The following is a 26622-nucleotide window of genomic DNA, read 5'->3' on the forward strand; positions in this document are numbered from 1 at the left end:
TCACGCCTCAATACGCCAGGCCTCGAGCCTGGCGTCGTCCTTCACGCCGGCCCAGCCAACGTGCTGCGTCGGCGTTATCGCAAGCAACAGCGTCGTGCCGTTGCCGCATATACGGTTTGATTGGCCGAACGCTCCGATACGTTGCAATGGCGTATCGTTTGCCCGGCCGTCAAGCCGGGATTTTTTTGCCCGCTTACCGGTCGCCGCAAAAACAGAAACGGCGCGCTCCAACCTGGAGCGCGCCGTTTTTCTTTGCCGCGACTTGATCCGCTCGCCGCGCCCGCATGTCGCCATACAGGCGCCGCGCACCGCCTTACTTCTTCTTGACGGGCGGCAGATCGGTACAAACGCCTTCATACAGCTCAGCGGCCATGCCGATCGATTCGCCGAGCGTCGGATGCGGATGGATCGTTTTGCCGATATCCGTTGCGTCCGCGCCCATCTCGATCGCGAGACAGACTTCGCTGATCAGGTCACCCGCATTCAGACCGACAATACCGCCGCCGATCACACGATGCGTTTCCTCATCGAACAGCAACTTCGTGAAGCCCTCGTCGCGACCGTTGGCGATCGCGCGGCCCGACGCGGCCCACGGGAACACCGCCTTACCGAACTTGACGCCTTCGGCCTTCAACTGGTCTTCCGTTTTGCCCGCCCACGCTACTTCCGGATCGGTGTAAGCCACCGACGGAATCTGCATCGCGTCGAAGTACGCCTTCTCGCCATGCGCGACTTCCGCCGCCACGTGGCCTTCGTGCACGGCTTTGTGCGCGAGCATCGGCTGACCGACGATATCGCCGATCGCGAAGATGTGCGGCACATTCGTGCGCTGCTGCCGGTCGACCTCGATGTAGCCGCGATCCGTCACCGCGACACCGGCCTGCTCCGCGCCGATCCGCTTGCCGTTCGGCGAGCGGCCGACGGCCACCAGCACGAGGTCATAGCGTTGCGGTTCGGCCGGCGCCTTCTCGCCTTCGAACGACACGTAGATGCCGTCGTCCTTCGCTTCGGCCGCGGTCGTCCTGGTCTTCAGCATCACGTTCGCGAAACGCGTGCTGTTGTACTTCTCCCAGACCTTGACCAGATCGCGGTCCGCGCCCGTCATCAGGCCTTCGAGCATTTCGACCACGTCGATCTGCGCGCCGAGCGTCGAATAGACAGTCGCCATTTCCAGACCGATGATGCCGCCGCCGATCACGAGCATGCGCTGTGGAATCTGGCGCAGTTCGAGCGCGCCGGTCGAATCGACGACCCGCGGATCTTCCGGAATGAACGGCAGCTTCATCGCTTCCGAGCCCGCGGCGATGATCGCCTGCCTGAACTTGACGACCTTCTTGCCGCCTTCGGTCTGCACTTCCATGTGGTTCGGATCGACGAACTCGCCAGTACCGACCACCACTTCGACCTTGCGCGCCTTCGCCATGCTGGCGAGACCGCCGGTCAGCTTCTTGACCACGCCGGATTTGAAATCGCGCAGCTTGTCGAGATCGATCTGCGGCTTGCCGAACGTGATGCCGTGCGACGCGAGATCAGCCGCTTCGTCGATGACCAGCGCGGTGTGAAGCAGCGCCTTCGACGGGATACAGCCGACATTCAGACACACGCCGCCGAGCGTCGGATAACGCTCGACCAGAACGGTCTTCATGCCGAGGTCGGCGGAGCGGAACGCGGCCGAATAGCCGCCGGGGCCCGAACCGAGCACGAGCATGTCGCACTCGATGTCGGCGCTGCCCGTATAGCTGCCGGCCTGCGGAGCCGGTGCGGCGGCCTTCTGCGTCGCAGCGGCAGGCGCCGGCGCGGGAGCCGCCTTCTCGGGCGCTTTCGGCGCCGCAGCGGCTGCAGTCGTGCCGCCCGCCGATGCCTCGACGAGCGCGATGACCGTGCCTTGCGAAACCTTGTCGCCTGGCTTGATGCGGACTTCCTTGACGGTGCCGGCGATATCGCTCGGCACTTCCATCGACGCCTTGTCGGATTCGAGCGTCAGCAGCGACTGCTCCTGCTCGATGACGTCACCCGGCTTGACGTTGACTTCGATGACGTCGACGTCCTTGAAGTCACCGATGTCCGGTACTTTTACTTCGACGAGACTCATAGTGTCCCCTTCTCCTGCGGATGCAAGATGATTGCGGTTGAGCGGTGACGAGCGGCGCGTTCGACGTGCACGGCGCACGACGAACGCGCGAACGGCGCGACGCGGATCAGTCGAAACTATCCGCGCCCGCGCCGGCGGATCTCACCAGCCGATCAAAGAATCACACGCCGGAAATCGGCAAGAATCGAACCGAGGTATGCGTTGAAGCGCGCGGCTTCCGCTCCGTCGATCACGCGATGGTCGTACGACAGCGACAGCGGCATGGTCAGGCGCGGCACGAACTGCTTGCCGTCCCACACCGGCTTCATCGCGCTGCGCGACAGACCGAGAATCGCGACTTCAGGCGCGTTGATGATCGGCGTGAAATGCGTGCCGCCGATACCGCCCAGCGACGAGATCGAGAAGCAACCGCCCTGCATCTGGTCCGGCTTCAGCTTGCCTTCACGCGCGGCCTTCGACAGATCGGCCATTTCCTTCGCGATGTCGACGAGGCCCTTCTTGTCCGCATCGCGAATTACTGGAACGACGAGGCCGTTCGGCGTGTCCGCGGCAAAACCGACGTGGTAGTACTGCTTGAACACCAGGTTGTCGCCGTCGAGGCTCGCATTGAACGTCGGAAATTTCTTCAAGGCCGCCACACAGGCCTTGATGACGAACGCGAGCATCGTGAACTTGACGCCCGCCTTTTCGTTTTCCTTGTTCAGTTTCACGCGCAGCGCTTCGAGTTCGGTGATGTCCGCTTCGTCGTTGTTCGTGACGTGCGGAATCATGACCCAGTTGCGGTGCAGATTCGCGCCCGAGATCTTCTTGATGCGCGACAACGGCTTCGGATCGATCGGACCGAACTTCGTGAAGTCGATCTTCGGCCACGGCAGCAGATTGAGCTCGCCACCGCCGGCGGCCGGCGCGGCTGCACCAGCCGGCGCCGCGCGCTGGCCCGTCATCACGCCCTTCACGAACACGGTCACGTCGGCCTGCGTGATGCGGCCCTTCGGACCCGTACCGCGCACCTGCGAGACGTCGACGCCGAGTTCGCGCGCGAACTTGCGCACCGACGGCGACGCATGGCTCGGATGACGCGAGCCGCCTTCACCCGCCGGAATCAGCGGCGCCTGCGCGAGCGCCGACGGCGCGGCCGGTGCGGGAGTCGGCGTGGCCGGCGCGTCGGACGGCTTCCCGGCCGGCGCCTTCGCGGCCGGTGCCGGCGCGGGCGCTGCGGCAGCGCCGCCTTCCGCTTCGAGCACGACGATGACTGAGCCTTCCGACACCGTATCGCCGACCTTGACCTTCACTTCCTTGACGACGCCGGCGGCCGAACTCGGCACGTCCATCGTCGCCTTGTCGGATTCCAGCGTGACGAGCGACTGTTCCTTCTCGACGCGATCACCGACCTTCACCGCGATTTCGATCACCGGAACGTCTTTATAGTCGCCGATATCCGGCACCTTGATTTCCTGCACACCGCCGCCCGCCGCCGCGGGCGCGGGGGCCGGCGCCGCAGCGGGAGCCGGCGCCGGTGCCGCCGCCGGTGCCGCCGCGGGCGTGGGCGCCGCGGCAGCGTCGTTGGCGCCTTCCAGCACGATGATCAGCGTGCCTTCGGACACCGCATCGCCGACCTTGACCTTCACTTCCTTGACGACGCCGGCGGCCGAGCTCGGCACGTCCATCGTCGCTTTGTCGGATTCCAGCGTAACGAGCGATTGCTCTTTTTCGACGGTGTCACCCGCCTTCACCAGCACCTCGATCACAGGGACGTCCTTGTAATCGCCGATGTCCGGCACCTTGACTTCGATCGCTTGACTCATTGTTAGTGTCTCCTGGGCCGCGCACGCCGCCCGCCCCTCGCGACGAGGAGCAGGCGCGTGCCGTGGCACACGGGTGATGCCTTAGACGGTCATCGGGTTGGGTTTGGCGGGATCAAGGTTGTACTTCTTGAGCGCTTCGGCGACCACCTTGCGTTCGATCGTGCCTTCGTCCGCCAGCGCGTTGAGCGCGGCGACCGTGACCCAGTAGCGATCGACTTCGAAGAAGTGACGCAGCTTTTCGCGCGTGTCCGAGCGGCCGTAGCCGTCGGTGCCCAGCACGACGAACTTCTGCGGCACGAACGCGCGGATCTGCTCGGTCAGCGCACGCACGTAGTCGGTCGACGCGATGACCGGACCCGGTGCATTCTTCAGCAGCTTCTCGACGTGCGACCGCTTCTTCTGTTCGGTCGGATGCAGCAGGTTCCAGCGCTGCACTTCGTGACCTTCGCGCGCGAGCTCGGTGAAGCTCGGCACGCTCCACAGGTCGGCGTTCACGCCCCAGTCGTTCTTCAGCAGGTCGGCCGCGGCGATCACTTCGTTGAAGATCGTGCCCGCGCCCATCAGCTGCACGTGCGGCGCCTTTTTGTCAGCAGCGGTCTTGCTGAACGAGTACATGCCCTTGATGATGTCGGCGGCCACGGTCTCGCCCTGCGGGATCGCCGGGTGCTCGTAGTTCTCGTTCATCACCGTGACGTAGTAATACACGTCTTCCTGGTCGGCGACCATGCGACGCAGACCGTCCTGCATGATGACCGCGAGTTCGTAGCCGAACGTCGGGTCGTAGCTGATGCAGTTCGGCACCGAAGCGGCCCACATCAGCGAGTGGCCGTCTTCGTGTTGCAAACCTTCGCCGTTCAGCGTCGTGCGGCCCGCGGTGCCGCCCAGCAGGAAGCCGCGCGAGCGCATGTCGCCGGCTGCCCACGCGAGGTCGCCGATGCGCTGGAAGCCGAACATCGAGTAGAAGATGTAGAACGGAATCATGATCTCGCCGTGCGTCGAGTAAGACGTCGCGGCTGCGATCCAGTCGGCCATGCCGCCGGCTTCGTTGATGCCTTCCTGCAGGATCTGACCGGTCTCCGACTCACGGTAGAACATCAGCTGGTCGGAATCTTCCGGCACGTACTTCTGGCCGTCCTGATTCCAGATGCCGATCTGACGGAACAGACCTTCCATCCCGAACGTACGCGATTCATCCGGCACGATCGGCACGACGCGCTTGCCGAGCGTCTTGTCCTTCAGCAGGATGTTCAGGATCCGCACGAACGCCATCGTCGTGGAGATCTCGCGGCCTGCGCCCGTGCCTTTGAGCAGCGGCTCGAATGCCGACAGTTCCGGCACCGGCAGCGACTCGGCCTTCTGACGACGCGCCGGCAGATAGCCACCCAGGTCCATGCGCTTCTGGCGCATGTATTCGAGTTCCTTCGAGCCTTCCTCGAACGTCAGGTACGGCACGTCGACGATCTGCTCGTCCGTGATCGGCAGACGGAACTGGTCGCGGAATTCCTTCAGCTGCTCCACCTGCATCTTCTTCTGCTGGTGGGTGATGTTCATCGCCTGGCCGGCTTCGCCCATGCCGTAGCCCTTGATCGTCTTCGCGAGGATGACGGTCGGCTGGCCCTTCGAATTCGACGCTTCCGTGAACGCCGCGTAGATCTTGTGCGGATCATGGCCGCCGCGGTTCAGATTCCAGATGTCGTCGTCGGACCAGTCGGCGACCAGCGCCTTCAGCTCCGGCGTGTTGAAGAAGTGCTCGCGCACGAACGCGCCCGACTCCGACTTGTACGTCTGGTACTCGCCGTCGACCACTTCCATCATGCGACGCATCAGCACGCCCGACCGGTCGCGCGCGAACAGCGCGTCCCAGCGGCTGCCCCAGATGACCTTGATGACGTTCCATCCCGCGCCGCGGAATTCGCTTTCGAGTTCCTGGATGATCTTGCCGTTACCGCGCACCGGACCGTCCAGACGCTGCAGGTTGCAGTTGATCACGAACACGAGGTTGTCCAGACGCTCGCGGCCGGCCATGCCGATCGCGCCGAGCGATTCCGGCTCATCCGTTTCGCCGTCGCCGAGGAAAGCCCAGACCTTGCGACCGTCGGTCTTCGCGATGCCGCGCGCCTGCAGGTACTTCATGAAGCGCGCCTGGTAGATCGCCATGATCGGGCCCAAGCCCATCGAGACGGTCGGGAATTGCCAGAAGTCCGGCATCAGCCACGGATGCGGATACGACGAGATGCCCTCGCCGCCGACTTCCTGACGGAAGTTGTCGAGCTGCTTGTCGGTCAGGCGGCCGAGCAGGAACGCGCGCGAGTAGACGCCCGGCGACGAGTGGCCCTGCACGAACACGAGGTCACCGCCGTGCTCGGCCGACGGCGCGTGCCAGAAGTGGTTGTAGCCGACGTCGTACAGCGTGGCAGCCGACGCGAACGACGCGATGTGGCCGCCGACGTTGGTTTCCTTGCCGGCGCGCAGCACCATCGCCATCGCGTTCCAGCGGGTGTACGAGCGGATGCGGTGTTCGATGTCCTGGTCGCCGGGGTTCTTGGCCTGGCGCGCGACCGGAATCGTGTTGATGTACGGGGTGTTGGCCGAGAACGGCAGATGTTCGCCGTGCACGCGTGCGAACTCGATCTGTTTTTCGATCAGGTAGTGGGCACGGTCGGGGCCTACAGCAGAAATCACGCCATCCAGCGCTTCCAGCCATTCGCCGGTTTCCTGGGGATCGTCGTCTTTTTCGGCGGCGACATATTTCATGACTTCGTCGGGTACAGCGGACATGCTCGTCTCCTGGGTATGGGGAACGCACTTTGAACAGACGACGCGGACGCAGGAACGGCCGCGGCAGCTCCGGCCGATTGTAATAAGGGTCCCGACGTCAGCGCAACCAAATTTTCAAATTACGAGATCAATTCTCATAATGCGGAAAATTGTTGCAACGCAACCTGGTTTGACTGCCGTTCGACTGATCCGCCGGCTAGTTTGCGCCGAATAACTGCACTTTCCGCGCTTTTTTGCGTCATTTGTCGGGGACGTGCTGAGCTACAATGCCACGCATGTTGACCGAACGGCTTTTCTCTCGCTCGGCGCGCACCGCGGGTTCGCCGGCGGATTCGTCGCCGTCCCCGCGCTGGCACCACGGACCCTGGTGGTCCAATTCCTATTTGCTGACGCCGCTCCTGTCGATCCTGGTATTCCTGGTCGTCATGAGCCTGATTCTTTGGAGTCTGAACCGGCGCGAGCAGCAACAGCAGGAAGACACGCTGTACCGCAACGTCGCGTGGGCGCAGCAGCAGATCCGCCTGTCGATGACAGGCGCGCAGGAGCAGATCCAGGCGCTCGCGCGCGACCTCGCCGCCGGCCATGCCGACGAGCATTCTTTTCAGGTGACCACCACCGACATCATGCAGGGGCATCCCGAGATCCTCTACATGAACTGGTATACCGGCCTGCAGCAGCCGCGCTGGCCCAACGCCGCGCCGCCGGTGCTCGGCCAGCGGCTCGCGCGTCCGAACGACGCGCAGATGGACGAAGCGGTCAAAGCCGGTTTCGCCGAAGCGCGCAACACGCGCCGGCAGGTGTACTCGCCGCTCATCTACGACGACCTCGGCAACGGCTTCATCACGCTGCAGACGCCGATCTTCCGCGACCGCGATTTCCTCGGCACTGTCGCCGCGGTGTTCTCGGTGGAAGGCATTCTGAAGCGCGACATCCCGCCCGAGCTGTCGGCGAAGTACAAGATCTCGATCATCGACGTGAACAACCGCGAGTTGACCACCACGTCGACCCGCCCGCGCCTGCCGCGCGACATGTTCTACGATCTGCCGCTCGACCCGCCGGGCCAGGGCATCTCGGTGCGCGTGTACGCGTTCCCGCAGATCACCAACTTCACGAACAACACGCTGGTGTGGCTGGTCGCCGGCCTGTCCTGCTTCGTGCTGTGGAGCCTGTGGAGTCTGTGGAAGCACACGCGCCAGCGCTTCGAGGCGCAGCAGGCGCTTTACGCGGAAGCGTTCTTCCGCCGCGCGATGGAAAACTCGGTGCTGATCGGCATGCGCGTGCTCGACATGCACGGCCGCATCACGCACGTGAACCCGGCGTTCTGCCGCATGACCGGCTGGGACGAAAGCGATCTCGTCGGCAAGAGCGCGCCGTTCGCCTACTGGCCGCGCGACGCTTACCCCGAAATGCAGCGCCAGCTCGACATGACGCTGCGTGGCAAGGCGCCCTCGTCCGGCTTCGAGCTGCGCGTGCGGCGCAAGGACAGCTCGACGTTCCACGCGCGGCTCTACGTGTCGCCGCTGATCGACAGCTCGGGCCGCCAGACCGGCTGGATGTCGTCGATGACCGACATCACCGAGCCGAAGCGAGCGCGCGAAGAGCTCGCCGCCGCCCACGAACGCTTCACGACCGTGCTCGAAAGCCTCGATGCCGCAGTGTCCGTGCTCGCCGCCGACGAAGCCGAGCTGCTGTTCGCGAACCGCTACTACCGGCATCTGTTCGGCATCCGCCCGGACGGCCACCTCGAACTCGCGGGCGGCGGCTTCGACAGCTCGCAGGCGTCGTCCGATTCGATCGACATGGTCGACACCTTCGTCGGCCTGCCCGCCGCCGCGCTGACCGAAAGCACCGCCGACGCGCAGGAAATCTACATCGCGGGCATCCAGAAGTGGTTCGAGGTGCGACGCCAGTACATCCAGTGGGTCGATGGCCATCTCGCGCAGATGCAGATCGCGACCGACATCACGACTCGCAAGCGCGCTCAGGAACTGGCGCGCCAGCAGGACGAGAAACTGCAGTTCACGAGCCGTCTGATGACGATGGGCGAAATGGCCTCGTCGCTCGCGCACGAACTGAATCAGCCGCTCGCCGCGATCAATAACTATTGCTCCGGAACCGTCGCACTGGTTAAATCCGGTCGGACGACGCCCGACAATCTGCTGCCGGTGCTCGAAAAGACCGCGCAGCAGGCGGTGCGCGCCGGCATGATCATCAAGCGCATCCGCGAGTTCGTGAAGCGCAGCGAGCCGAAGCGCCAGGCCACGCGCGTCGCGGACATCGTCGCGGATGCGGTGGGCCTCGCCGAAATCGAGGCGAGAAAGCGCCGCATTCGTATCGTCACCGATCTTCGCTCACGCCTGCCGGTGATCTACGTCGACCCGGTGCTGATCGAGCAGGTGCTGGTGAACCTGCTGAAGAACGGCGTCGAGGCGATGGCCGAAGCGCGCCCGAACGCGGTCGATCCGGTCATCCGGGTGGTCGTGCGGCTGGAGAGCGGCTTCGTCTGCATCAGCGTCGTCGACCAGGGGCCGGGCGTCGACGAAGCGACCGCCGAGCGTCTGTTCGAACCGTTTTACAGCACCAAGTCCGATGGCATGGGCATGGGGCTGAACATTTGCCGTTCGATTATCGAATCGCACCGCGGCCGTCTGTGGGTGGTCAACAACGTCGAATCCGATGGCCACATCACGGGCGCCACGTTCCATTGCAGTTTGCCTATTGGAGAGCCTGACGGTCCGAGCAACGGCGGGTCCGAGGCACCGACACCACAAACCGTTACGGGAGAGCTATGAACAGCCCAGTCACCACACAGGAAACCGTCTTTGTCGTCGACGACGACGAGGCGGTGCGAGATTCGCTGCGCTGGCTGCTGGAGGCGAACGGCTACCGCGTTCAATGCTTCTCGAGCTCCGAGCAGTTTCTCGACGCATGGCAGCCGCATCAGCATCCGGGCCAGATCGCATGTCTGATCCTCGACGTTCGAATGTCCGGCATGAGCGGGCTCGAGTTGCAGGAACGCCTGATCGCCGACAACGCGTCGCTGCCGATCATCTTCGTAACGGGCCACGGCGATGTGCCGATGGCGGTGTCGACAATGAAAAAAGGCGCGATGGACTTCATCGAAAAGCCGTTCGACGAAGCCGAACTGCGCAAGCTCGTCGAGCGCATGCTCAACAAGGCGCGCAGCGAAAGCACCAGCGTGCAGCAGCAGCGCGCCGCGGCCGAGCGCCTGGGCAAGCTGACCGCGCGTGAGCATCAGGTGCTCGAGCGGATCATCGCCGGCCGCCTGAACAAGCAGATCGCCGACGACCTCGGCATCAGCATCAAGACGGTCGAAGCGCATCGCGCGAACATCATGGAAAAACTGAACGTCAACACGGTCGCCGATCTGCTGCGACTCGCGCTGTCGAACAAGCCGCAAACGGCGCAGTAACAGCGACACGGGCGGCCCTGATTCGAAGGGCCGTTTTGTTTGACCGGTCCGCGACGGCCCGAGCGACGCTGGGTTCCGGCGTGCGATCGGCCGACCCGACCCGGTCGCGTGGCGCTTTCTCGCCGTCACGCGAGCCCATCCGTCACATCCCGTACGGTTTCGCACGCGTGCCGCGCACCCCGAATCCGCTGCGGAAGCGCGTCCCCCGCGCCGGTATAATGTCGGACTTTAAAGCGGCGCCTTGACCGAACCGGCAGCGCGCCCGTCGCACCGCGACCGGGCTGCGTCAACCAGCCGAAGCACACCGTCGCGCGCCCCTCCGCGCGAGCGCTTCGACCCGCCTGCCAAATCGCCTGCCCCGACCCGATTCCCGATCCAATCTCGACCCAACGTTCGACCGACCATGACTGCCAAACTGATCGACGGCCTCGCCCTCTCCAAGACCCTGCGCGCCGCCGTCGCGGCGCGCGCCGCCGCCCTGACCGCCCGCGGCCATCAGCCGGGCCTCGCCGTGATTCTGGTCGGCGACAATCCGGCCAGCGAAGTGTATGTGCGCAACAAGGTGAAGGCCTGCCACGACAACGGCCTCGGCTCGTCGTTCGACCGTTATCCGGCCGATCTGCCCGAAGTCGAACTGCTCGCGCGCATCGACGAGCTGAACCGCGATCCCGCCATCCACGGCATTCTCGTGCAGCTGCCGCTGCCGAAGCACATCGACAGCCACAAGGTGATCGAGGCGATCGCGCCCGAGAAGGATGTCGATGGTTTCCACGTCGCCAATGCGGGCGCGCTGCTGACGGGCCAGCCGCTGTTCCGTCCGTGCACGCCGTATGGGGTGATGAAGATGTTCGAGGCCTACGGCATCGATCTGAAGGGCGCGAACGCCGTGGTGATCGGCCGTTCGAACATCGTCGGCAAGCCGATGGCGCTGCTGCTGCTCGAAGCGGGCGCGACCGTCACGATCTGCCACAGCAAGACGCGCGATCTGGCCGCGCACACGCGCAACGCCGACGTCGTGGTCGCCGCGACCGGCCTGCGCAACCTCCTGACCGCGGACATGGTGAAGCCGGGCGCGACCGTGATCGACATCGGCATGAATCGCGACGATGCCGGCAAGCTGTGCGGCGACGTCGACTTCGCGGGCGTCAAGGAAGTGGCCGGCCATATCACGCCGGTGCCGGGCGGCGTCGGCCCGATGACGATCACGATGCTGCTCGTCAACACGATCGAAGCGGCCGAGCGCGAGGCGGACGCGGCAAACGCGTAATCGCCGGGCGGCGAGCACGCTCGCCGCCGTCTCGCCGAAACACCGCGTCGTTACCGCGTCACCCGATACCCCGCCGCCGCCGTGCGGTGCACGAGCGCGGCAAGCAGCGCCGCATCAACGGCGTCGTGCCGATCGATAACACGCCATACACCAAGGCCGGACAGAACAGCGCATGCACAGCAGCGGATCGCACCGTACGGTGTCGCGCAGCAACCCGCTCGCGAACGGCTCGCAGCCCCCCTGCGACCCTGACCGCCCGAACCGCCCAACGCATCGCAACATCTGTTAATTTGTCAGCCGATGGATTGGAATCGGCGTCCCCCGCCCCAATAATTCTCAACACCCGGTGCCGCCACGCGCCCTGCGCGAGCGTCGAGCGAGCCACCACCAGACGGCACGCGCAAGCGCCGCCGCACCGCCCCCTTCACCCGCGTCAGACAGGAAGCCTTATGTCCACTACCGCCACGCATCAAGACAATCCGCTCCTCGATTTTTCCGATCTGCCGCGTTTTGGCTCCATCCGACCCGAACACGTGACGCCCGCTCTCGACGTGCTGCTCGCCGACGCGGCGGCCGCCGTCGAGCGTGCCGCGCTGCCGGTCACGCCCGCGTCGTGGGCCGACGTCGTCGAACCGGTCGAGCGCGCCACCGAACCGCTGTCGCGCGCGTGGAGCGTGATCGGCCATCTGAACGCCGTCGCGGATACGCCCGAGCTGCGTGCCGTGTACGGCGACAACCTGCCGCGCGTGACCGAGTTCTGGTCGAGCGTCGGCCAGAATCTCGCGCTCTACGAGAAGTACAAGGCGCTGAACGCGAGCAACGAATTCGCGTCGTTGAACGACGAACGCAAGAAGATCCTCAGCAACGCGCTGCGTGACTTCCGCCTGTCCGGCGCCGAGTTGCCGGAACACCAGAAGCCGCGGTTCGCCGAATTGCAGGAGCGCCAGGCCGCGCTGTCGAAGGCGTTTTCGGATCACGTGCTCGATGCGACCAACGCGTATGCGTACATCGTCGATGCGGGCAACGACGCGCAACTCGCGGGGCTGCCCGAAGACGTGATCGAGGCCGCGAAGGAAGCCGCCGAGCGTGATGGCAAGACCGGCTACAAGTTCACGCTGCACTTCCCGTCGTATTTCCCGGTCATGCAGTACTCGGAAAACCGTCCGATGCGTGAAACGATGTATCGCGCGTACGTGACGCGCGCCTCCGAACTCGGTGCGCAATACGGCAACGGCAAGCCTGAGTGGGACAACACCCAGGTGCTCGCCGACGAGCTGAAGCTGCGCGCCGAAGAAGCGCAGATGCTCGGCTACGGCAACTTCGCCGAAGTGTCGCTCGCACCGAAGATGGCCGAATCGCCGGCGCAAGTGATGGCGTTCCTCGAAGACCTGGCGACGCGTGCGCGTCCGCACGCGGAGCAGGACTGGAAAGAGTTGCGCGAATTTGCCGCGAGCGAACTCGGCATGACCGATCTGCAACCGTGGGACATGACGTTCGCCGCCGAGCGTCTGCGCCAGAAGCGCTATTCGTTCTCGGAAAACGAAGTGAAGCAGTACTTCCCGGAAGACGCCGTGTTCACGGGTCTGTTCAAGGTCACCGAGACGCTGTTCGGCGTGCGCATCCGCCGCGACGAAGCGGCGGTCTGGCATCCCGACGTGCGCTTCTTCCGCGTCGAGAATCAGGACGGCGGCCTGGTCGCGCAGTTCTATCTCGACCTATATGCACGCGAAGGCAAGCGCGGCGGCGCCTGGATGGACGACGCGCGTGGCCGTCACAAGCTCGCGCATGGCGCGGTGCAAACGCCGGTCGCGTATCTGACCTGTAATTTCTCGGCGCCGGTCGGCGGCAAGCCCGCCTGCTTCACGCATGACGAAGTGATCACGCTGTTTCACGAATTCGGCCACGGGCTGCATCACATGCTCACGCGCGTCGATGAGCTCGGCGTGTCGGGCATCAATGGCGTCGAATGGGATGCGGTCGAACTGCCGTCGCAGTTCATGGAGAACTTCTGCTGGGAATGGGACGTGTTGTCCGACATGACCTCGCACGTCGATACCGCGAAGCCGCTGCCGCGCGAGCTGTTCGACAAGATGCTCGCCGCGAAGAACTTTCAGAGCGGCCTCGGCACGCTGCGGCAGATCGTGTTCTCGATGTTCGACATGCAACTGCATACCGGCTTCGATGCGAACGGCGCGAAGAGCGCCAACGAACTCGCGCGCGAAATCAACGAGCGCTTCCACGTCGTGCCGCAAGCGCCGTTCTCGCGTTGGCCGAATACGTTCAGCCATATTTTCGCGGGCGGTTACGCAGCCGGCTACTACAGCTACAAGTGGGCGGAAGTGCTGTCGGCCGATGCGTATGCTGCGTTCGAGGAAGCCGCGCAAGCGGCAGGCAGCGTGCTCGATCAGTCGACCGGGATGCGCTATCGTCGCGAGATTCTCGAAGTGGGCGGCAGCCGTCCGGCGATGGAATCGTTCAAGGCGTTCCGCGGCCGCGAGCCGAATATCGATGCGCTGCTGCGGCATAACGGCATGGCGCCGGGTGCCGCGCACTGAGCGATGCCGATAGAAAAACCGGCGGTCTGCGCAAGCAGGCCGCCGGTTTTTCATTGATGCGCGAGATGCCCGGCTACGCGCGATGCAGCTTGAAATCGACCTGGCCCGGCCGCCCTTCAAGCGATAACGACGCCCGCGCGGCCGGCGCGCGGCTGACCACCCTGCCCCGGCTCACCACCACGAGCCGCGCGGCGCGCAGACGGATCGCCTCGAGTTCGTCGCGCGCATCGAGCACGACGAGACTGGCCGCGCATCCGGGCGCGAGGCCATAGTCTTCCAGACCGAGAATGCGCGCCGCGTTCACGGTCACCGCGTCGAAACAGGCGTGCATGCCGTCGACACTGGTCATCTGCGCAACATGCAAGCCCATTTGCGCGACTTCGAGCATATCGGCCGACCCGAGGCTGTACCACGGGTCCATCACGCAGTCGTGGCCGAATGCGACCGTGATGCCCGCGGCCAGCATCTCCGGCACGCGCGTCATGCCGCGCCGTTTCGGGTACGTGTCGCTGCGGCCTTGCAACGTGATGTTAATGAGCGGATTGGCGATCGCCGCGACGCCCGACTCGCGCATCAGCGGCAACAGCTTGCTCACGTAGTAGTTGTCCATTGAATGCATCGACGTCAGGTGCGAACCGGTGACGCGTCCGTGCAAGCCGAGCCGATGCGTTTCGGCCGCGAGCGTTTCGATGTGGCGCGACAGCGGATCATCCGATTCGTCGCAATGCATGTCGACGCGCAGGCCCTGTTCGGCCGCGTACTCGCACAGCATGCGCACCGACTCGGCGCCGTCGGCCATCGTGCGCTCGAAATGCGGAATGCCGCCGACCACGTCGACGCCCATGCCGATCGCGCGCTTCAGATTGTCGAACGCACCGGCGCTGCGCAGCAGACCGTCCTGCGGGAAGGCAACCAGTTGCAGATCCAGATACGGCGCGATCCGGCGCTTGACTTCGAGCAGTGCCTCGACCGCTAGCAGACGCGGATCGCACACATCGACGTGGCTGCGGATCGCGAGCAGGCCGCGCGCGACGGCCCAGTCGCAGTACTGCATCGCGCGCTCGATCAGAGCGTGCTGCGTGAGCTCAGGCTTCAGCTCGCCCCATAGCGCGATGCCTTCGAGCAGCGTGCCCGACGCGTTCACGCGTGGCAAACCGTACGACAGCGTCGCATCCATATGGAAATGCGGATCGACGAACGGCGGCGTCACGAGCGAACCGGCCGCGTCGATTTCGTCGCGCGCGCTGGCGGCCAGGTTCGGCTCGACCGCGACGATGCGGCCCGCGTCGATGCCGATGTCGACTGGGTGCGGGTGATGCGGGGACAGCTGGGCGGCGCTGCGTGGCAGCGTCGCGCGGCGGATGATCAGATCCATGTATCGCTCCGGTTGATCGCGTTCGGACTCGCTACGATTCTATCGGCGCCAGAAAAATGCGTAACGCCGATGCGTACCGGCGCGCGGGCCGCAATCCGTACCGGCCTCGCGCGATGCGACGCGCCTATACTCGCCGTTTTCGACCATGCATTGACGGAGCGTATAGATGAAAACGATCGGCGTGATCGGCGGAATGAGCTGGGAGTCGTCCACCGAGTACTACCGGCTGCTGAACCGCCACGCGAAGGCGCGGCTCGGCGGTCATCACAATGCGCGCAGTCTGCTGCTGACCGTCGATTTCGCGTCGATCGAAGCGAACCAGCGCGCCGGCGACTGGCACGCGCTCGGCGAGCAGATCGCCGACGCCGCGCGCCAACTCGAACGCGGCGGCGCCGAGCTCGTGATCCTCGCGACGAACACGATGCATCGCGTGTGCGAATCGATCGAGCAGGCGATCACGGTGCCGTTCCTGCACATCGCCGATCCGACCGGCGCGGCGCTGCGCGCGGCGGGCGTCGAACGCGTGGGCCTGCTCGGCACGCGCTATACGATGGAGCAGACGTTCTATACGGGCCGGCTGCGCGAGCGTTATGGACTCGAGACGCTCGTGCCTGACGACGACGAACGCTCGGACGTGCACCGCATCATTTACGACGAGCTTTGCCACGGTAACGTGGAGGACGCGTCGCGCAAGGTCTATCAACGCGTGATCGAGCATCTGGCTGCGCGTGGCGCGCAGGCGGTGATACTCGGTTGCACGGAGATTACGCTGCTGATCAAGCCGGAAGATTCGGTGCTGCCTGTGTTCGATACCACCGCGTTGCATGCGCAGGCGGCGGTGGAGTGGGCGATTGGAGGGCAGTGACGCATACTGCCGCGAGCTGCGACAAGCAAACGAAGCGCTGAAAGTCAAAAAGCCCGCATGGCTTGCGCGATGCGGGCTTTCAACAATGCTTTGGTTGCGGGGGCAGGATTTGGCACCACGAGACAGATTGTATGGCTCCATAGCGTGCCGCAGCGGGGTCGCCCCCGTGCCCGCATCACGCCCCTAACCTGAACGGACGACCTCGCAGGCACTTTCGTTATGCTTTCTGCATAACCAGACGCACGCCCCAACGGCGCGCGTTTTTTTATGTCTAAGGAAACAATCGGCTCCCGTCTGACGATAGAAAAACGCACTTATCCACAGGCATCCACTGACACTTATAAATACGTTGCTGGAGCGGTGTTTCAATATTCCCACCAACAGTGGAGAAATGTCATGCAAGAGGAGAGTGACCCGGCATCCCTTCCTGCGGCTACCGGCGCATTGTCCAATTTCAAACCGGCTGTCGTTGAAACGGATTCGCGTCGAGTTTTCACGATTGACGAGTTTTGCGGCGCCTATCACCTGAGCCGGTCCTTCTATTACCGGCTACGACACACAGGACGGGGGCCTTGCGAGGTTCGCATAGGTCGCAAGGTGGTCATTACCGTCGATGACGCGCGCGCATGGGAAGACCGGATGCACACGCTTACGCGTAAGGCCGAGCCGAATGGGTAACGCGCGCGGCCCGGATGACCGCGCTATTCTTCCGGGGGTTACAAATGAATTACGGGTTTGATCTGTCTTCCTGCCAGTTCATAACCGATCACGAAGGGAAACGACTGCGGGTTGAAATGCCGATATGGTTGTTTGACCAGTTTGTGGAACTCAGGAACGCCGCGCTACGCGCACAGGCGATAGCTTTGGAAGAAAAAACACCACGCCGCGCTTATCGCAGTTCGCTCGCGGGGCTGGCAGGCGTACCCGATGTTGCGGTCCCGGTCGATGCGCCGTTCCGGCCCACGCTCCCCGAACCGCGGACAAAACGTGAACGCGCCGAACGGCTGTTTCTGACGCCGGAAGAACGGCTGATGCAGCAGGCAACGCGAGTTGTCGAGTTCCCCACGGTGTCGGAAACGTCATCAGGCGCTCTTGCGGTGTCCTGCCAGGAAGAACCGGCCTCCCTGACGCCCCGCCGCCCCGCGAAGCAGCAGATATTCTTTCCGCGTGTATTTGTCGAGCCGATTCCTGATGAGGTTGCGCGACTGATCGAGCAAGGCAACTACAACCTGCGGGCGTGGAGACTCTATCGGGACCTGACGCCCGTTGAGGCGGCTGAACTCGCGGGCCTCTCCCGCGACACGGTTCTCTGGCACGAACGCGGCTATAACGTGCCCAGCGTCGAGACACTGAAGCGCTTCGCGGACGTGTACGACTGCACGACCGGGCAGTTGACCCCGCAACCTGGCTCCTGCACCAAACCCTACCAGTCCGTGCCTGCCCCAAAAGGCCATGTGGCCCAATTTGCACCCGACGACACTGAGTATCCCGACGCCGTGATGGCGTACCTGATCGATGGCAGATCCCCGATTACCGCCTGGCGAATGTACCGGCGCATGACGATCGACCAGTGCGCCAAAGCCTTCGGCTGTACATCCAAGACCTTCAAGGGTATGGAAGCGTTATCCGTGCTGCGCGACCGGACCCGGAAGACACTGGCGCTTGTCCTTTCCTGCAAGCCCGTGCAGCTGCTGCGCCCCCGAGGTCTTGAATTCGAAAATACATCGCGGCCCGGCGCTTCTGCGCATCGAACAGAACCCCGTGCGGCTCGTAACGATAACGCGCATCGCGCGCACCCGTAACGCCGGAGAAAAATCGATGGAAAAGCGAGATTCAGTTGCAGGCACAAGCATAAGACCGCTTCGTTCCTGTACATACCGGTGCAGAACGGAAGTGAGAAATGTGCTGACTGGTGCGCAGCGCCCGCGCGCGTCCGCAGCCACCCTGGATGGATAGCATCGCGTTGTAAAGCGTCGCGGTCCCATCCTCGGACTGCGACGTGTGTGGTAATGCCCGCCCATTTGTGTGCGGGTTTTTTTTTGCCTTTTGGAGGTAGGGAAATGAGGCTTGGTGCAAATGTCTCGTATGTGCGTGAATACCTCGGATGGACGCGAACCGAGTTCACGTATCGTTTCGCGCCCGCCACGTTCGACCATAACAACAGGAAGCGCTGCTATGACAATCTTCGCTCGCTCGAAGTGCGAAAGCAGCATTCGTCAGAATTGCTGGCGTGGATGGAACCTGTGCTGAAAATCAGCGCCGCCGTGTTGCAGACCGACGACCTGACGGGACTCTTGCCTGACGCGCTATCGTCGTTGCGTGCCCGGTATGCCGGCCCGCCGATGGATGCGCTGACGGTGGTGGTGAACCGGTGCTGTGATGGCGTCGAGCCGACGCCTGATCAATACACGGCTGCCATGGAACAGGCGGATAAAACCGGCAACCGCGAAGCGGTGTTGCAACTGCTGGAGAAGATCGCAGCAGAACGGCGCAAGTGGCATCGTGATGGCGTGCCTCATGGCGTTAATCGTTGGATGCACGCGTAACGCAGGAAAGGCCCGCTACGGCGCGGGCCTTTTCGCATGAAAGAGCCCCGCTGAAGCGGGGCCCTGTTCGTATGCATACGGATTGGATTAGCGCCGCGAATAGTGCGCGGTGCCACGATTCCGAATTAATTTTATGCTATTCCAAGGCTGCATCGCACATCCATTGGCAACTACCCCCGCAGATGGGAGTTAATTCGATATAGATTGCCTGGACAGCAAGTTCGCCGTCAGGCCGCTTCACCACAAAGAAATCCGTCATAGTTTTAGTCCCAATATAGATGTCTTTGCTTCTGATACCTAGTCCCGTCAGATATGCTTTCACCAGTTTGCCGCGATGCTCCTTTAACGTTTCCAGATCGCGTTCGCCAGTATAGGCGCCAGCAGTTATAAATGCCTGAATCTCTACCTTGGGCCATTCCTTTGTCCGTTCGAAAGCCGTTTTAATTGTCTGCCGCTGTTCCTTCGAAAGCTCCGTAGTATTGAATGGCAACTCCAGTTCAACGCTTTCAAGGAATCGGCATGTTCCTGCTGGCTTCCGAACGATTTCCTGCGAGCGGTTAGCATACGCCGACTCACAAAACCAGGCGGTTAAGGCGAGAGCAGCAACCAATGCACGACACCAAGATTTCATTTTGTTATTCATTATTTTATTTCTTTATCGAAGGTTGCTATATATCCAGTGATACTGTCAGCGTTTACAATCGCCTCATCTGGATGATTCTGCGCCCATATCCGCGCCCCAGCTTCCGAATCGACATACACGGAGTCTTCCGAATTAAACGTGTCGGTGAAGTGGCTACATTCGTGGATTATCGTTTTTATCTTACAACCGATCGCCAGCCTGCCAAACGGGCTCGCGCAGAACGCTTCATGAATAACGATAATCCGTTTTTCTGAATCGGGCTTGCACACAGCGGCTTGAGTAGATTTGGAACTTGGCTTGAGGTCACATGAAAGCGCCTTGCCTGTTTCACTGTCCCATCGAATGATTTTTTCAGGCACCAGTTCCTGCATTGCTGCAAGCAGTCGCGGCAGACCATCACTAAGCACCGTTCTCGTAGGTTCATCCGCGCGCGCGAAGAAGGTTTGCACACGATCCTGCTCTTTCGAGTCCCAACGTGCCAGCCCCTCAATCCGCCTCTTGACTAGCTCGACACCGATATCACGTGCGCGCATCACCTCTTTTCTGAATTCTCTATTGCTTATGTTCGGGCAGATGCGGGCCGTATTGATTGTGACATGGACCATTGACCCGGGATTTGTATTGGTAACGGCGCCAGAATGAACCTCGATCCATTCTTCATCTTCACTTGCCTTGAACCCGTATTTGTTCCGGTCATCAAAATCATTCATCCCTGATTGTTCCTGTAACGTAGAATCTCAAAGTCGATGCAAAAATAGTCCTGATACGCTCGGTTTTTCCTTGTGCATCCGTCATTCCCGTTTTCACCCGCTCGCCGTCAAGAACGACCCGGTAACGCACATTGACGAGCGGCTTGCCGTCGCGATCCTTGAGTGTGTATTGCTCGTCGTGAGTGTGACGCTTCGACTCCTGTTCTTGGGCTGCCTTGCGTCCGCGACAGTCGCACGCCCATGCGGTGCCCAGGGCTTCTGCCATCTCGTAACCGGTTCGATACGACTTCAGCCTATCGAATGGAAACCATTCGCCGGTTTCGGCGTTCAGCGCCATTGCGGACGGCATTGGCGGGAAGTTTGAGTAGATTGAATAGGTGATACGGCAAAGCCCGCACTCTTCCTTGCTCCCGGTTTCATCCTGTTTCTGTTGTTCCATCTGACCTCTGCTGTTTTTCCAGAACACACCCGACGAATTAATCATCTAAAACGCGACACGGTCAACGACTTTAAATTGAGATAACGCCGTTTTGACAGATTTTTACAATTACTCTGCCTGTCTCAATTTAAGGTGCATTTTTCCAGTATCACTATTCAAAAAAAAGCGGCATTGAGCCGCTTTTCCCGTAAGTGATCGACGCCCGTTAGTGCTTTGTCCGCGAAGCGTCCATAGCCGCCAGTTTCCCGTTCGCGCCCTGCGCAGCGTCAGCGAGAATCGCTGCTGCGTCCGCCGGTGTCAGTTGGCGGTTAGGAAGCCCCTTGGCGTCGAGCGCAAGCACCGTGAACAGTTCCTGATCGCAGCGGTTGGTCGCGTGGTAGTCCTCGCCGATCTGGATCATTAGCTCCAGAAGATTGCGGTGTTCGTGTCTTTCCTCGACAGTCACAGCAGGACTCCTGAACATCGAGGTCGCAAGTGAAATCAGATGTCGGAGTTGCTGCCCCTGCCGGTCGCAAAGATGGAAGGCGGCCAGCGCGAGCTGTTCATACTGGAGAGCGTCTACAGGGGGGCGGGATGGAGATTGCTGCTTTCTGGTGGGTTTGGTCATGCGCGGTCCCGTTTATCGTGAAGGATCGCCCGGACACATAGGGAAGTGGTGAGCGGGCACATTGGCAGGGTTAGCAGACCGGAAACGATGAACTGAACCGGCGAGCCTTGCGGCTCCCCCGCCACGGCCCGCCCATAGAAGGACGAACGGCAGCAGCCAGGTGCCTGCATAGGCAGGCCCTGGGTTCATCGTTTTTCAGGCTGCTAAACCTGATCCGTCGCTGTTTTGACGGCATTCCGATTATAAGCGGATGCCGGAGAATTCGCGATTATTGGGATAGTGCACTGTCGCGAAGGCTTGAGGGCACTTTCATCGTGCCTGTATTACCTTCAATGCCGCTCACGGTGTTGTCGTTCCCTTCGATGTAAATGACGGTGCAGGCCGTGAGCATCGGGACCGCGAGAACGAGAAGGATCAGTGCAAAGCGTCGCATGATGGGATTCCCCTGCGCGACAGGTAGACATCTACCGCGCCGTGTCCTCATCAACTGTATTCACGTATGACCAGCAGTCCGTCGCTGCCACGGCCAGCCGTGAACGACCCGGAACTGCCAAGTCCGCCACCCCCGCCCGCCCCACGACCCGAGGCATCACGGACCGGCGTCGCCCCGGACGGACCATAGGCGGCGCCCATACCGCCAATGCCGTACATGGATTTCCCCCCTGGGGTGTAGTTCGATAGCGTGGTGCTGACAACCGGCAGGGAACCCTCACCGCGCACGTTCAGGTCGCCGTTCACGCCTGTTCCACCCGGCGCACCGAGCAGCGTGGCAATCGTTGCCGAGCCCGACCCGCCAGCGCCACCGGTCGCGTAGGCAACGGGTGATAGCGGGCTGCCAAGATACGTATTCGCTCCCTGCCTGCCCGCGTTGCCCGAGTCCGGCACGATGCCACCCGCGCCAATGACGGTTTCAAGCTCGTCGGGCAGGCTCTCCGCATGGCGACGCAGCCACGCATAACCGCCAGCCCCTCCGCCCGTGGCAGTCCCCGTATTCGACGTACGGTTCGCTACGCCGCCTGAACCGCCCGCGCCCTGAATGCTGGCTTCCACGATGGCCGGGTTATGGTCCGACTTGCGCCACGGCGGGTTGGCCATCGCGTGAATACCCGTTCCCGCGTCGGTCATCGATATGGGTGCGCCGCCCTGCGTGCCGGAAATCTGGAATGTGCTCTGGTCGGCGGATACCTGAACCACGAAATAGGTCGTGGCTGGCGCAATGCTGCCCGGTAACGCGTCGGTACTGCTGAAAGTTACTGGCGATCCGGTGAGAGGCGCGTCGAACTCGCATGTGATGACCGGTGAACCGGCCGAGAACGTGACGCTTTGCGCGACAACCGAATAGACGGTGACGGCAAGCAGGGTCGAACCGACCTGCGGCTTCGGGATGACCGGCCTGTTGAGTATCGCGGCAATACCGGTTTCCGCGTTCCAGTCGGCATTGACCTGCGCCGCAGGAATATCCGGCTGATCCGTCAGGTCGTGGTAGCTGCCAGTGGTGGCAACCGTTGCAAGACTGCCGGTGATCTTACTGACCGTTTTCGCGAACGACTCAACGAGGACATCCGCAAGCTGGTTGACCTGGGTAAAGTCGGGCGTACCTCCGAGCGCCACAATGGCGTTGCGCAGTTCCTCGGTGATCGCGTGATACCACCATTCGCCGGGCACGGTTCCGGTCAGGCCTGCAACCGGATTGCCGTTCGCCGGAAAGCCCCCCGGATTATCTGCGGGTGTTTCGGGCGCATTCCCGATCGCGTTGGCCTGCCAGTAGCGATCCATGTCATTCCCCGTCACCCGGTACAAAGTCGGCGATATCGCCAAAGTCCCCCGCGAGGCACGCCTCGAAAATGTCGCGACCGTGCTCGTGCGGATCGTCCGGCATGGCGATGAATGGCATGAAATTGTCGAAACGCCCGAAGTGGACCTCGCAGCGAATGCCGGTGTGTTCCGCGTCGGCCCATGCGGGATTCCTGACAGCAACAATGTCCATCACGCGATCCTCGTCCAGACGCACCAGTAGTCGCCCGCAGCGGACGCATTGCCGCTGCTGAGCCACGTTCCGGGGCGCCCCGGCAGCGCTGCGACCGTACCTTCCGGCGCGGACTGGCTGCTATCGCCCGCACGCACGATGAACGCCACCCACCCGATTCCGTTTCCGCTGAGCGGTTGCAGGTTGGCCGGTGTCCATGCGCCGCCCACCTGGCCCCGCAGATCGTTCACCGCGTTGTTCACGTTGTTGATGTTGTTTTGCAGGTTGCTGACGTTGCCCTGCAGCTCAGCCTCGAAGACCACGTTGCCTTCGTCGGTCTGGTCAACCGTGACACCCAGCCCGCTGCCGTTGGTTCGCCATCCGATATGAACCTTGTTCGCCCCCTGGCTGACGCCGCCGCCTTGCTCAACGGGCGTAAATCCGAGCGGTGCAGGCGTCCCGATCACGTCTTCATATCTGATCGAAACGGCGAGATGGGCGAGCGCCGCAAGCAGCGCCTGCGCGAGTTGATCGACCTTCGTATGGTCGGGCGATGCGCCGAGCGCGACGATGGCATTGCGTAGCTCTTCGGTGACCGAATGGAACCACCAGGCGCCCGGTGTCGTCGGCGCAATCGCAGCAGACAGACTGCCGTCTGTCGGAAAGCCGCCCTCGTTATCAACGGGCACGGCTGGCGCCTGGGCGGCGCTGTTCGCTTCCCAATAGCGGTCCACGTCGGTTCCTTTCAGTGATGGGAAAACACCACGACCGACTGTGCAGGCGCGTAGCGACGCAGCAGGCATTCGATCATGGTGAGCGTGGGCGAGGTGCCCCACGCGGAGAGCGGATTGTCTACGGGGTCCGCGACCGTGTTCCATCGCGGCGGCGGCGCGCTGATGACATCAACCAGCCACCCATGCGCCCAGTCGGTGTCGGCAAGCGGTGCCGTGACTGCACGCATGACGTGGTGAACGGCAAATTCCGTGATCGTGATCGTGTAGCCGAGCGTCGCGGCGAGCGCCCTGAAATAGTCGATGGACTGCCCACCTGTGCCGATCAGTCGTGCGACGATCTGCAGCCGGTTCTCGTCGTCAGAGTCGAACGGCCCGAAGCATGGATCAGGCAGCGCGAGGGACGCATTCCATTCGGGTAGCAGCGCGTCGGCGGTTGCCGGGAACGAGCCCGCGATCAGCGTCAGCGCGTCGCTATCGAGCGTCGCGGGTGTGTTCGCGAGCGCATCGAGCACGGCGGCCTGCGTGCCGCTGTCCTCGCGCGTCCAGACACGGCCACGCGGCAGCAGCCGCCGCAATACGGTCGCATAGTCCGTGCGGCTATAGCGCGCCGGAATCATGTCATGACCACGTGATGACGCCCGGCACCGCCAGCGCACCGGCCGGCAGCATCACGTCGTCAGTCGGCGAGAGAATGAGGAAATCATTGATGCCCGACACGGCGGCAATCGCCGACCACAGATGCGCGAGGATCAGGAAGCCGCCCGGTTCGCCCTCACTTTTCATGAGCGCGGCAATGGCCGCGAGCGCTTCGTCCTGCCTGTCGGGCGCGACGCCGCGAATGCTGATATCGACCGGGTGCGCCATTGGCGCGACGATATACACCAGCGCGGTAACGGGCCGCAATGGATAGATCGCATTCGCCACGATGAGCTGGTCGCCAGTCGCGGGCGTGTCTCTTGTCTCGGCTGACGCGACACCGTCTCTGCCCTGCGGGAAACCGTCATGCTGCGCGTTCGCCTCATCGAGCATCACGAACACGATGACCGTACCGGCACCGTAGCCATTGCCCGTACACCACGCGCGCGTCACGCCCGGAACGGCCAGCGCCCAAGCGACATAGTCGCTCGCTGCGCCACCCTGCGGCGGGTTCTGGTAGACGAACAGGACACGCGCACGGTAGGCATCGTTCGATTCAATGTCCGCGCCGCCCCGGAATGCCGTTGCGGCAAAGCCGGTCGAATCGATACCCGGAATCGCGCTGGCGAGCGTGAATTGCGTCCCGGCCGCGCAATCGCCGTTCAGGCCTGCCAGTCCTGCCGGGTCCGGGTTCGCGGTTGCAGGCACCGTGACCTTACCGGCTTCGACGGCAGCCGCCGCAGTGACCGTATAGGGCAGTCCGTCGCTGCGCTTGAGTCCCGTTCCGGTATTGACCGGTATGCCTTCGGTGCCGGTGAATGTGACAAGACCCGAGGCCTGCGACGTGCTCTTGCGCAACACGCCCCTGAGCGCGCCCCACGCCTCGAGAAATTCATCGGTCGCCGTGAACGGCGTAGCCTGCAATGCGATCCAGTCGAGATACCCGTACTGCATGTGCGCGAGCCCGGCCTGAATGTCGCCGAGCACGCGCAGATTCGAGAAGCGCAACAGGGCATCGGCACCCGGCAGGTTCGCATTCAGTTCCTGCGCAACCTGATTGCGCAGGGCCGTCAGCGTCGGTCGTGAGAAAGGCATGCGCCTTGAGAATGGGACTACCGGTCGGGGCTAGGTTCCCGTCCACACCCTGGGGAAGTTCATCGCGACGCGCGTGCCGTCGCGGCGGCTCGCGACAATCGCCAGGTCGAGCCGGTTGGGCGTGATCCACTGCGGCGTAATGTCGAAGCGCGCGACCACGCCGTCATCGAGCATCCATTGCAGCGCCTCGCTCGCGTAGTCGCCGGCACGCTGCGCGATGTTGCCCGATCCATCGCGCGGTCCCTTGACCCGCGAGAGCAGCCACAGGCGCGAGCCAATCGGGTAGTCGGCGCTGTCGCCCCACCAACCGCGCCGGTCGCCGTCCGGTATTTCGTCGCTCGGCAATGCCAGCCGGTCACTGAAGAGGCTGATAAGCACGGCGGTCTGTAGATCGTCGCCGGATCGCAGGGACGCGCCCGCAAGCATCCAGTCGCCGCGCATGTCCGGAACATTCCAAACGGTCGAGATATCGCCCACGGCGCGGAAATCAGAGTTGTGGTTGCGGTATGCCGCTGGTTGCGGCGTCGCTGCCGCGCTGCACGTCCGGCACCGGATGATGATGCGAGTTGTAGACGGCGCGCGAACCGGCGGCGGTGTGCGGGTTGGTCGCGCTGTTGTCGCGCATGTCGCCCGCACAGGTGATATTGCCGTCGCCCTCGATATCCCCGGTGCAGCGGAACAGCGGCGCGTCGGCGGTGATCTGCGGCGCGTTGGTGATCGTGACAGGTTGACCGCCACCGTTGACGACGATCCCCGCTGCGGACAGATAGACCGATTGCCCCTTGTCATCACTGATGCAGACCTCGCCCGGTGCGAGATTGCGGAATCGGTACTGCTGGTTGCCGCACGCGATCACGACGCCGTTGGTGCGGTCGCCACCGAGAAACACCGCGAGCGCGTCGCTCGCCGCTGGCGGATTCGACTGGAACCCGTATTCCGCGAGTCGCGGCGTGCCGTCGCGTGTCTCGTTCGCGGATAGCTGCATCTGTACAAGCTGGACCGCGCCGCCATCATCCACCCGCGTAAGGCGTCCACGTCCGAGCGCGCGAACGAGGCTCCAGAACAGGTGTTCCACG

At 63.0% G+C, this 26622-nt stretch carries 23 protein-coding genes; 7 read left to right on the top strand and 16 right to left on the bottom strand.

What is annotated here, in order from left to right; all coding sequences use genetic code 11:
* The 4 genes from OKW43_RS25405 to aceE all read right to left on the bottom strand — a co-directional run bounded on the left by OKW43_RS25405 (position 1) and on the right by aceE (position 6675).
* On the bottom strand, positions 1-357 hold the full coding sequence (locus OKW43_RS25405) for a hypothetical protein (RefSeq protein ID WP_429451838.1): 357 nt from the start codon (positions 355-357) through the stop codon (positions 1-3).
* Positions 314-2092, bottom strand: a complete 1779-nt coding sequence (gene lpdA / locus OKW43_RS25410; protein WP_429450439.1) for a dihydrolipoyl dehydrogenase — start codon at positions 2090-2092, stop codon at positions 314-316. The genes OKW43_RS25405 and lpdA overlap by 44 nt, the downstream gene beginning before the upstream one ends.
* 152 nt (positions 2093-2244) lie before the next feature.
* The gene (aceF, locus tag OKW43_RS25415) at positions 2245-3897 is read right to left on the bottom strand and encodes a dihydrolipoyllysine-residue acetyltransferase (RefSeq protein WP_429450441.1); all 1653 of its coding nucleotides are present in this window, start codon (positions 3895-3897) and stop codon (positions 2245-2247) included.
* An 81-nt stretch (positions 3898-3978) separates the two neighbouring features.
* Entirely contained in the window at positions 3979-6675 is a 2697-nt protein-coding gene (aceE, locus tag OKW43_RS25420) for a pyruvate dehydrogenase (acetyl-transferring), homodimeric type (protein WP_429450443.1), read from the bottom strand.
* A 275-nt stretch (positions 6676-6950) separates the two neighbouring features.
* Here aceE and fixL point away from each other — a divergent pair, with 275 nt between their 5' ends.
* The 4 genes from fixL (at position 6951) to OKW43_RS25440 (ending at position 13930) form a co-directional block, all read left to right on the top strand.
* Positions 6951-9467 (top strand): oxygen sensor histidine kinase FixL, encoded by a 2517-nt coding sequence (gene fixL, locus OKW43_RS25425; protein ID WP_222945817.1) that lies wholly within the window; start codon positions 6951-6953, stop codon positions 9465-9467.
* Positions 9464-10108: an oxygen response regulator transcription factor FixJ gene (gene fixJ, locus OKW43_RS25430; RefSeq protein ID WP_187638299.1), complete on the top strand. Its 645-nt coding sequence runs from the start codon at positions 9464-9466 to the stop codon at positions 10106-10108. Before fixL ends, fixJ begins: the two co-directional genes overlap by 4 nt.
* A gap of 403 nt (positions 10109-10511) precedes the next feature.
* A complete protein-coding gene (gene folD / locus OKW43_RS25435) occupies positions 10512-11375 on the top strand; it encodes a bifunctional methylenetetrahydrofolate dehydrogenase/methenyltetrahydrofolate cyclohydrolase FolD (RefSeq protein ID WP_429450445.1) in 864 nt (287 codons plus the stop codon).
* Positions 11376-11824: 449 nt separating this feature from the next.
* Entirely contained in the window at positions 11825-13930 is a 2106-nt protein-coding gene (locus OKW43_RS25440) for a M3 family metallopeptidase (protein ID WP_429450447.1), read from the top strand.
* A gap of 73 nt (positions 13931-14003) precedes the next feature.
* Here OKW43_RS25440 and OKW43_RS25445 read toward each other — a convergent pair whose 3' ends face one another.
* Positions 14004-15305 carry an amidohydrolase family protein gene (locus OKW43_RS25445; protein ID WP_429450449.1) on the bottom strand — a complete coding sequence of 434 codons (1302 nt, stop codon included), beginning with the start codon at positions 15303-15305 and terminating at the stop codon, positions 14004-14006.
* 166 nt (positions 15306-15471) lie between these two features.
* Here OKW43_RS25445 and OKW43_RS25450 point away from each other — a divergent pair, with 166 nt between their 5' ends.
* The 3 genes from OKW43_RS25450 to OKW43_RS25460 all read left to right on the top strand — a co-directional run bounded on the left by OKW43_RS25450 (position 15472) and on the right by OKW43_RS25460 (position 18716).
* Complete coding sequence (locus OKW43_RS25450) at positions 15472-16170, top strand: aspartate/glutamate racemase family protein (RefSeq protein ID WP_429450451.1); 699 nt, start codon at positions 15472-15474, stop codon at positions 16168-16170.
* Between the two features lie 722 nt (positions 16171-16892).
* Positions 16893-17972 carry a helix-turn-helix domain-containing protein gene (locus OKW43_RS25455; RefSeq protein ID WP_429450453.1) on the top strand — a complete coding sequence of 360 codons (1080 nt, stop codon included), beginning with the start codon at positions 16893-16895 and terminating at the stop codon, positions 17970-17972.
* A 285-nt stretch (positions 17973-18257) separates the two neighbouring features.
* A complete protein-coding gene (locus OKW43_RS25460) occupies positions 18258-18716 on the top strand; it encodes a hypothetical protein (RefSeq protein WP_429450455.1) in 459 nt (152 codons plus the stop codon).
* 136 nt (positions 18717-18852) lie between these two features.
* Here the strand turns inward: OKW43_RS25460 and OKW43_RS25465 are convergent, their stop codons facing one another.
* From OKW43_RS25465 to OKW43_RS25515, 11 genes are all read right to left on the bottom strand, one after another.
* Entirely contained in the window at positions 18853-19359 is a 507-nt protein-coding gene (locus OKW43_RS25465) for a hypothetical protein (RefSeq protein WP_429450457.1), read from the bottom strand.
* Positions 19359-20069 carry a M35 family metallo-endopeptidase gene (locus tag OKW43_RS25470; protein ID WP_429450459.1) on the bottom strand — a complete coding sequence of 237 codons (711 nt, stop codon included), beginning with the start codon at positions 20067-20069 and terminating at the stop codon, positions 19359-19361. The genes OKW43_RS25465 and OKW43_RS25470 overlap by 1 nt, the downstream gene beginning before the upstream one ends.
* A complete protein-coding gene (locus tag OKW43_RS25475; protein WP_429450461.1) occupies positions 20062-20508 on the bottom strand; it encodes a hypothetical protein in 447 nt (148 codons plus the stop codon). The genes OKW43_RS25470 and OKW43_RS25475 overlap by 8 nt, the downstream gene beginning before the upstream one ends.
* 205 nt (positions 20509-20713) lie before the next feature.
* A complete protein-coding gene (locus OKW43_RS25480; RefSeq protein WP_429450463.1) occupies positions 20714-21115 on the bottom strand; it encodes a hypothetical protein in 402 nt (133 codons plus the stop codon).
* A 483-nt stretch (positions 21116-21598) separates the two neighbouring features.
* On the bottom strand, positions 21599-22891 hold the full coding sequence (locus OKW43_RS25485; protein WP_429450465.1) for a hypothetical protein: 1293 nt from the start codon (positions 22889-22891) through the stop codon (positions 21599-21601).
* Between the two features lies 1 nt (position 22892).
* Positions 22893-23102, bottom strand: coding sequence for a hypothetical protein (locus OKW43_RS25490; RefSeq protein ID WP_429450466.1), 210 nt, complete (start codon positions 23100-23102; stop codon positions 22893-22895).
* The gene (locus tag OKW43_RS25495) at positions 23102-23815 is read right to left on the bottom strand and encodes a hypothetical protein (RefSeq protein WP_429450468.1); all 714 of its coding nucleotides are present in this window, start codon (positions 23813-23815) and stop codon (positions 23102-23104) included. Before OKW43_RS25495 ends, OKW43_RS25490 begins: the two co-directional genes overlap by 1 nt.
* A gap of 11 nt (positions 23816-23826) precedes the next feature.
* Positions 23827-24432, bottom strand: coding sequence for a YmfQ family protein (locus OKW43_RS25500; RefSeq protein ID WP_429450470.1), 606 nt, complete (start codon positions 24430-24432; stop codon positions 23827-23829).
* 1 nt (position 24433) lies between these two features.
* Positions 24434-25546: a baseplate J/gp47 family protein gene (locus OKW43_RS25505; protein WP_429450472.1), complete on the bottom strand. Its 1113-nt coding sequence runs from the start codon at positions 25544-25546 to the stop codon at positions 24434-24436.
* 30 nt (positions 25547-25576) lie between these two features.
* A complete protein-coding gene (locus tag OKW43_RS25510) occupies positions 25577-25987 on the bottom strand; it encodes a phage GP46 family protein (RefSeq protein WP_429450474.1) in 411 nt (136 codons plus the stop codon).
* 46 nt (positions 25988-26033) lie between these two features.
* Positions 26034-26621 (bottom strand): phage baseplate assembly protein V, encoded by a 588-nt coding sequence (locus tag OKW43_RS25515; RefSeq protein ID WP_429450476.1) that lies wholly within the window; start codon positions 26619-26621, stop codon positions 26034-26036.
* Position 26622 lies beyond the last annotated feature (1 nt).

It is taken from the genome of Paraburkholderia sp. WC7.3g (genome assembly GCF_050436345.1).
Lineage (GTDB): Bacteria > Pseudomonadota > Gammaproteobacteria > Burkholderiales > Burkholderiaceae > Paraburkholderia > Paraburkholderia podalyriae.